Annotated in this window: 9 protein-coding genes and 1 riboswitch; of the genes, 3 read left to right on the top strand and 6 right to left on the bottom strand. The window is 65.0% G+C overall.

Going from position 1 to position 6,629, the window contains the following annotated elements; translation table 11 throughout:
* Positions 1–75: 75 nt before the first annotated feature.
* The gene (locus AB0O52_RS02850; RefSeq protein WP_364533049.1) at positions 76–1,068 is read right to left on the bottom strand and encodes an SDR family NAD(P)-dependent oxidoreductase; all 993 of its coding nucleotides are present in this window, start codon (positions 1,066–1,068) and stop codon (positions 76–78) included.
* Between the two features lie 31 nt (positions 1,069–1,099).
* Complete coding sequence (moeB, locus tag AB0O52_RS02845; RefSeq protein ID WP_364533046.1) at positions 1,100–2,311, bottom strand: molybdopterin-synthase adenylyltransferase MoeB; 1,212 nt, start codon at positions 2,309–2,311, stop codon at positions 1,100–1,102.
* 103 nt (positions 2,312–2,414) lie between these two features.
* On the opposite strand from moeB, the gene AB0O52_RS02840 reads away from it, so the two are divergent.
* The 3 genes from AB0O52_RS02840 to AB0O52_RS02830 are packed head-to-tail and all read left to right on the top strand — an operon-like array spanning position 2,415 to position 3,667.
* Positions 2,415–3,053, top strand: a complete 639-nt coding sequence (locus AB0O52_RS02840) for a TetR/AcrR family transcriptional regulator (protein WP_364533782.1) — start codon at positions 2,415–2,417, stop codon at positions 3,051–3,053.
* Between the two features lie 50 nt (positions 3,054–3,103).
* The gene (locus tag AB0O52_RS02835; RefSeq protein ID WP_059387503.1) at positions 3,104–3,328 is read left to right on the top strand and encodes a DUF3107 domain-containing protein; all 225 of its coding nucleotides are present in this window, start codon (positions 3,104–3,106) and stop codon (positions 3,326–3,328) included.
* A gap of 36 nt (positions 3,329–3,364) precedes the next feature.
* Positions 3,365–3,667 carry a hypothetical protein gene (locus AB0O52_RS02830; protein WP_364533043.1) on the top strand — a complete coding sequence of 101 codons (303 nt, stop codon included), beginning with the start codon at positions 3,365–3,367 and terminating at the stop codon, positions 3,665–3,667.
* 85 nt (positions 3,668–3,752) lie between these two features.
* On the opposite strand, the gene AB0O52_RS02825 is transcribed toward AB0O52_RS02830, so the two are convergent.
* The 4 genes from AB0O52_RS02825 to thiO all read right to left on the bottom strand — a co-directional run bounded on the left by AB0O52_RS02825 (position 3,753) and on the right by thiO (position 6,502).
* Positions 3,753–4,085 carry a 4a-hydroxytetrahydrobiopterin dehydratase gene (locus tag AB0O52_RS02825; RefSeq protein ID WP_364533040.1) on the bottom strand — a complete coding sequence of 111 codons (333 nt, stop codon included), beginning with the start codon at positions 4,083–4,085 and terminating at the stop codon, positions 3,753–3,755.
* A 60-nt stretch (positions 4,086–4,145) separates the two neighbouring features.
* Complete coding sequence (locus AB0O52_RS02820; protein ID WP_364533037.1) at positions 4,146–4,952, bottom strand: thiazole synthase; 807 nt, start codon at positions 4,950–4,952, stop codon at positions 4,146–4,148.
* 3 nt (positions 4,953–4,955) lie between these two features.
* The gene (gene thiS / locus AB0O52_RS02815) at positions 4,956–5,192 is read right to left on the bottom strand and encodes a sulfur carrier protein ThiS (RefSeq protein ID WP_364533034.1); all 237 of its coding nucleotides are present in this window, start codon (positions 5,190–5,192) and stop codon (positions 4,956–4,958) included.
* Positions 5,189–6,502: a glycine oxidase ThiO gene (gene thiO, locus AB0O52_RS02810; protein WP_364533032.1), complete on the bottom strand. Its 1,314-nt coding sequence runs from the start codon at positions 6,500–6,502 to the stop codon at positions 5,189–5,191. The genes thiS and thiO overlap by 4 nt, the downstream gene beginning before the upstream one ends.
* Positions 6,494–6,613, bottom strand: a riboswitch (TPP riboswitch). Its footprint overlaps the gene before it by 9 nt.
* Positions 6,614–6,629: the final 16 nt, after the last annotated feature.

Here is a 6,629-nt window from a genome sequence, read left to right as displayed (position 1 = left end):
CGACCACGAATGGGCATGTCCCTCTGAGGCAGTGGTTCAGGAATGAGCATGTCCCTCTGTGGTGCCTCGCGAACGCTAGGCGAAGGCGTTGACGCCCGTCATTTCGGCAGACACAGCCCACAGCCTTGTTGCGGCTTCCGGATCCACAGCGTGCGCATCCACTCCCTGGTACCGGGCGAGCGGCGAGGCCGGGTCAGTGGGCTCAGCGATGTCGCAGTCTTCGCAGTACACCCCGCCCATGCCAGCCAGGGCCGGGGACGTGGCTGCCCACACGGACGTGGCGGCTCCCTGCTCCGGAGTCTTGAAACCCTCCCGGACGTTGCCCGCATCGTCCATCCAGCCCGCCGCGACCATCTCTTCGCGCGGCAGGTAGCGCTGAAGCTCGGTCATGATCCCGCCGGGGTGGACTGCGAAGGCCCGCACCCCGGAGGAGCGGCCGAGGCGGTCCAGCTCTACGGCGAACAATGCGTTGGCGGTCTTTGCCTGGCCGTAGGCCTTCCACTTGTCGTAGCCGGTCTCGAAATTGATGTCCTCGAAACGGATGGGCGAGAGTTTGTGTCCCGTGGAGGACAAGGACACGACGCGGGCCGAACCGGCAGCCGCCAGCGCGGGCCACAACGTGTTGAGAAGCGTGAAGTGGCCCAAATGGTTCGTGGCGAACTGGGATTCCCACCCCGGGCCCACGCGTTGTTCCGGGCTGGCCATGATCGCCGCGTTATTTATCAGGATGTCCAGCGTAGGGTTCGACGCCATGAACCCTGCCGCGAAAGCCTTCACTGCGTCCTGATCTGCCAAATCCAAGGCTTCCACGGTCACTTGCTCCGGTGCGAGGCCTGCCGCGGCGAGGACTTCCTTGGCGTGTCCGGGGCGCCGGGCGGGAACCGTGACCCTGGCACCGGCGGAGGACAAGGCCCTCACCGTTTCCAGGCCGAGCCCGGAATAGCCACCCGTCACAATTGCCGTCTTGCCGCGGAGGTCCACTCCCGCCACAACGTCCGATGCCGTGGAGCCATGACCGAACCCCGATCCGATGGGCTGTTGCGGTGTTGCCATGGATTCCTCGCTCATATCGGACCTTTCGTGTTCACGGAACAGCCGTTCAGTACACCGGCTTGCCCGGCTCGACGTCGCGCACCCACGCCAGGATCCCGCCGTCGAGGTGGCTGACCCGGGTATAACCGGCGCGCTGCGCAGCGGCGAGCACCGTGGCGGAACGGGTGCCGGCCTTGCAGTGGAACACGATCTCTTTGTCTTGCGGCAATTCCGTCCAGGCCTCTCCCGCCAGGATGCGTCCCTGCGGGATGAGCACCGAACCGTCGATGTTCACAATCTCGTGCTCACCGATCTCGCGGACGTCCACCAGTTCAAAGTCACGTTCCCCCGCCGCGCGGGCCTTGAGCATCCCGGAAAGTTCGGTGGCCGTGACAGTCGGAACCGAGTCGCGTGCGGGCTCCGGGGTGATGCCACAGAAAGCTTCGTAGTCGGTCAATTCGGTGATCGGCTCGGCCTCAGGGTCTTTCGAAACCTTGATTTCGCGCCAGCTGCCGCCGAGCGCGTCGAAGAGCGCCACGCGTCCCAGCATGGAGCGCCCGACGCCGGTGATCAGCTTGACTGCCTCCGTCACCATGAGCGAGCCGACAGCGGCGCACAGCATGCCGAACACGCCGCCCTCGCCGCAGGACGGGACCGAGCCGGCAGGAGGGGCCTCGGGATAGAGATCGCGGTAGCTGGGGCCATGCTTCTCCCAGAACACGCTGACCTGGCCGTCGAAGCGGAAAATGGATCCCCAGACGTAAGGTTTGCCGAGAATCGCGGCAGCGTCGTTGACGAGGTATCGGGTGGCGAAATTGTCTGCGCCATCCAGGATGAGGTCGTAGCCGGAGAAAATCTCCAAAGCATTGGAGGAGTCCAGGCGGACGTTGTGCAGTTGCACGTTGACCAGCGGATTGAGTTCCTTGATGGCGTCACGTGCAGATTCGATCTTCGGCCGTCCGACATCGCCCACCCCGTGGATGATCTGGCGTTGCAGGTTGCTGAGGTCGACGTCGTCGTCGTCCACAATTCCGAGCGTCCCCACCCCGGCGGCAGCCAAGTACAACAGGGCGGGAGAGCCCAGTCCGCCGGCCCCGATTACGAGGACTTTTGCGTTCTTGAGCCGGCGCTGACCGGCCGCCCCGATTTCAGGAATAATGAGGTGGCGCGAGTACCGTTCCACCTCTTCGGTGGTCAGCTCCGCGGCAGGTTCCACGAGTGGCGGCAGTGCGGAAGAAGGAGAAGACGGCAACGTTTGGGCAGCAAAAAGAGTGGCCATACTCCAAAGTATGCCTGCCGCTGCCGCCCGGTCATATTACTGCGCAGTATTGTGGTCATAACTGCAAAGGAAAGGCGGCAGACAAGTGACCGAGAGTGCACGTATCAAACAGGAGGCGCAGGTCAGGCAAGATCGGACCGGTTCCCCACGCTCGGCGAGGCTGCCCCGCGATGAGCGCCGGGCTCAACTCCTGAACGCTGCCTTGGAAGTCTTCGTTGCCAACGGGTTCCATGGTGCGGCGATGGACGAAATCGCCGAGACCGCCCATGTCAGCAAGCCGGTGCTGTACCAGCACTTCCCGTCCAAGCGGGAGCTTTACATGGCCCTCCTCGACAGCCACCTGGCCACCCTCACGGAACAGATGCTCACGGCGCTGAATTCGACGTCGGACAACAAGGCACGTGTCCAGGCCGTCATGCGTGCCTACTACCGTTTCATCGCTGGTGATGACCAGGCACACCGGCTCGTCTTCGAATCCGATCTCATCAATGACCCGGATGTCAGCTCCCGACTGGAGACTTTCAACCGCACCTTCGCCGACGCCGTCGCCAAGGTGATCGCCGAAGACACCAAGCTGCCCCCGCTGGAAGCCCAGCTCCTGGGCCGCGGGCTGGCCGGAATGGCGCAGGTCAGCGCCCGGTATTGGCTCGAAACCGACGGCGATTTGGACCTCGATGTTGCCAGCGACCTGATCTACCGTTTAGCTTGGCGCGGAATCAGTCGCTTCCCGAAAGAGTCCTAGACTACAAATAGAGGACTGAGTAATTTCTTGATTGGCTGGGAGGCCCCGCTGTGGAAGTAAAGATCGGCATTCAGAATGTTGGCCGTGAGATCGCGCTTGAGTCCGCTCTCGATGCCGAGGCTGTTGCCAAGATCGTGAGCGAGGCCATCGCGAATGGCACGGACCTGCGCCTGACCGACGAAAAGGGCCGCCAAGTCATCGTTCCCGGCAACGTCCTCGGATACGTGGAGATCGGCGCCGAGGAAGTACGCCGGGTCGGCTTCGGAGCCCTCTAAGCAAGACGCAAGAACACCAGCGAGCCAGGAGTCCGCATGCTCTCACTTGTCATCGTGGCGCTAGCCACCATCGCCTCAGGCTTCATCGTTTGGGGAACTGACAAACACCGTGGAACGTACGGAATCACCCTGCCCGCTGGCGTTTCGGTGGCCGTCGCCATGCTGAGTTGGATGATCTTCATCCAACTTGGCTTTGGCTACCAGCCTGGCCTGACGTGGATCCCATGGGTGCTGCCCATCATTCTGGGTACCGTGGCTGCCGCGGTGGCCTCCTACTTCCTGGGCCGCCATCGGACCCGGCACGACACCGCCAAGCTGACCGCGGCGCTGCGGCTCTAGCCGGCGCTGCGCCTCTAGCCGGCGCTGCGCCTCTAGCCGGCGCTGCGCCTCTAGCCGGCGCTGCGGCTCTCGATACACATCCGGCTCATGGCGTGGCTTCGGGTTCGGCCACTGCCCCGGCCTCCGCGGCTGCTTCGCTGGCGCTCGTGGCCGCCCGGATGTCCCGTTGGGTCACTTCGCTGCCGGAGTCATGGGAGGTGTAGCGGATGAACACCCGGTTGTACCGCCAGTCCAGGTCCGGGTGGTGGTTCTGCTGCTCGGCGATGCGCCCGACGGCGGCGATCAGCTCCAACGCGGCAGCCGACGTCGGGCATTTGTAGACGGTGACGAGGCCGCCCAGGCGGTACCGCCAGTCCGGCAGCTTCGCCAAGGCGTCGTCGATCGCAGACCTGGTGAGGATGTCGTCTTTACCGGCCATGGGACGCTCCTTCGCTGATGTGGAATTCGCAGGAATCCCCCGAGCGGCCAGCGGTGGCCGTTAGAGGAACTCGGCCCGGCCTTCCATCGCCGAGGAGGCCAGTGCGTGTTCCCGGCGCGGGATGCGGCCCGCCTGCTTCGCCAGCCTACCGGCGATGACCGCATGTTTGAAGGCCTCGCCCATCTGCACCGGGTTCTGCGCACGGGTCACTGCGGTGGCCAGAAGCACGGCGTCGCAGCCGAGCTCCATGGCGAGTACGGCGTCGGACGCGGTGCCGATGCCGGCGTCGAGCACTACCGGCACCGAAGCGCGGGACACAATCAGCTCGATGTTGTGCGGATTCAGGATGCCCAGGCCGGTGCCGATAGGCGCACCCAAGGGCATCACCGCAGTCGCTCCAAGGTTTTCCAGGCGAAGCGCCAGCACTGGGTCGTCGTTGGTGTAGGCGAAGACCTTGAAGCCGCGGTCGACGAGTTTCTCTGTTGCATCCACGAGCTCCACGGCATCAGGCAGTAGGGTCTGTTCGTCGGCAATGACCTCGAGCTTCACCCAATCCGTTTCCAAGGCCTCCCGGGCAAGCTCGGCTGTCATGACAGCGTCCTTGGCAGTGAAACAGCCGGCGGTGTTGGGCAGGACACGGATGCCGTGGTCAACGAGCAACTGGAACAGCGAACCTGTTTCCGTCGGGGAGTACCTCCGCATGGCAACGGTGGTGAGTTCGGTGCCGGAAGCCAGCAAGGCTGCCCCCAGCCCGTCCAGGCTCGGGGCTCCGCCGGTCCCCATGATGAGGCGCGAGCCGAACTCGACACCGTCGATCATCAGGGGATCGGTTCGGGTGCTTGCTGCTTGGGTGCTTGCTGTGGTCATCGTTCAGCCTCCTTGTACTGCGGTAACGATTTCGAGTTCGTCGCCCTCTTCGAGCGCGGTGGCAGCCCACTGGCTGCGCGGCACCACTTCGGAATTGCGTGCGACGGCGACGCCGATCTTGCGTCCGTCGGCCGCCTGGCCGCTGGGGTCCACGGCCCGTCCGGTGATGTGGCTGACGAGGGTGGTGACCGAAGCGTCGTCACTCAGTGTGTGGTCTGCGCCGTTTAATTTGATGTTCATGCGGGGTCCTTCGGGAGGGGATTAGAGGTATCGGAGGATGGGCGGGCTGTTGAGGCCCGTGCCGCTGCAAGCGGGCGGGAGAAGCGGTCCGGGCGGAATTTGTTCCACCGGGGATCGACGGTGCCGTCCATGAGTCCGACGCAGATTTTCGCCGCTGCCGGGGTGAGGAGCACGCCATGGCGGAAGAAGCCGCTGGCTACGATGAGGCCGTGCACGGCCGTGTCCCCGCCGCCCTCAGTGCCGACCCTGCCCAGCAGCGGCGCATTGTCCGGAGTGCCCGGACGCGCACGGGCAGTTGCTTCCAGGAGTTCCAGTTCGGCCACGGCCGGGACAAGTACCTGGGCGTCGCGGAGCAACTGGTACACGCCGCCGGCTGACACCGGGTTGGCCGTTCCTCCGGACTCCGACAAGCCGTCTTCGCGTTGCGTCGCGCCGATCACCACGGACCCGTCGTCTCGGGGGACGATGTAGACGGGCACTCCGCGCACCATCCCACGGACCGTGGCCGTGACAAGGGGTTGCAGGTGCTCCGGGACGCGCAGCCGAAGAATGTCGCCGTACACCGGACGCAACGGGAGCGACAATCCATCCGGCAGGCCGTTCAAGCGCGCGGCATCAAGTCCGTTGGCTACCACCGTTTCGGTGGCGTGCACTTCGATGCCTGAGCCGAGCACAACCCCGACGACGCGCCCGTCCTCCCACAGGAGGCCGGCCGCGGTGTCCCTGACCGCAAAACCGCCCTCGGCCCCTGCAATCCAGCTGGAATCGCCGGGCCGGTGGTCTGCAAGCGCGCCTAGAATCGCAGCCGAAAGCCGGCGCGGATCCACTTGGTGGTCGCCCGGGATGTCGAAGGCACAGGAAATCTGCGGGCTCAACAGCGGCTCACGCTCCCGGGCTTCGCGCAGCGGCACGGATTCCACCACCAGGCCGTTGGCCAGCTGGACATCCCGGAGGTCGGCGAGCGCCCGGCGGTCCGCAGCGTCCGCACCGACGGCGAGGGTCGGCGTCGTACGGTAACCCGTGGTGCGTCCGGTGCGTGAGCCGGTCACATTGCGTTCGAAGTCCGGCCACAATGCCGACGATTCGAGCATGAGCTCCAGGAGGTCCTCTTCCTGGTAATGCAGTTCGCTGACGGGCGCCAACATGCCCGCCGCCGCGAAGGTGCCGCCGCTCGCCGGTACAGGATCGATCAGGACCACCGAACGGCCGGCCCGGCGGGCTTCCCACGCGATGCCGAGGCCAATGACACCGCCCCCGATCACCGCCACATCCGCATGCAGGGGTCGGTGCTGGGTGCTTACTTCGTCCATGGAGTCCTTCCCTACGCCGGTACTAGCCGGATCAGGTCAAGCGGTCGGCGCTGAAGCCCTCTCAGCCGCGCGGCGATTGTGACTGCCGCCGCGGCTCCCGCGGTACCAGCCCAGTTTAGAGGAACTA

This window comes from Arthrobacter sp. NPDC080073 (assembly GCF_040686575.1).
Classification (GTDB): domain Bacteria; phylum Actinomycetota; class Actinomycetes; order Actinomycetales; family Micrococcaceae; genus Arthrobacter.
This window is presented reverse-complemented; position numbering and strand designations above follow the sequence as displayed.

Excerpts from the sequence above, each read along its gene's own strand:
- AB0O52_RS02850 (WP_364533049.1), bottom strand. The coding sequence starts at position 1,068 with ATGAGCGAGGAATCCATGGCAACACCGCAACAGCCCATCGGATCGGGG.
- moeB (WP_364533046.1), bottom strand. The coding sequence starts at position 2,311 with ATGGCCACTCTTTTTGCTGCCCAAACGTTGCCGTCTTCTCCTTCTTCC.
- AB0O52_RS02830 (WP_364533043.1), top strand. The coding sequence starts at position 3,365 with ATGCTCTCACTTGTCATCGTGGCGCTAGCCACCATCGCCTCAGGCTTC.
- AB0O52_RS02825 (WP_364533040.1), bottom strand. The coding sequence starts at position 4,085 with ATGGCCGGTAAAGACGACATCCTCACCAGGTCTGCGATCGACGACGCC.
- AB0O52_RS02820 (WP_364533037.1), bottom strand. The coding sequence starts at position 4,952 with ATGACCACAGCAAGCACCCAAGCAGCAAGCACCCGAACCGATCCCCTG.
- thiS (WP_364533034.1), bottom strand. The coding sequence starts at position 5,192 with ATGAACATCAAATTAAACGGCGCAGACCACACACTGAGTGACGACGCT.
- thiO (WP_364533032.1), bottom strand. The coding sequence starts at position 6,502 with ATGGACGAAGTAAGCACCCAGCACCGACCCCTGCATGCGGATGTGGCG.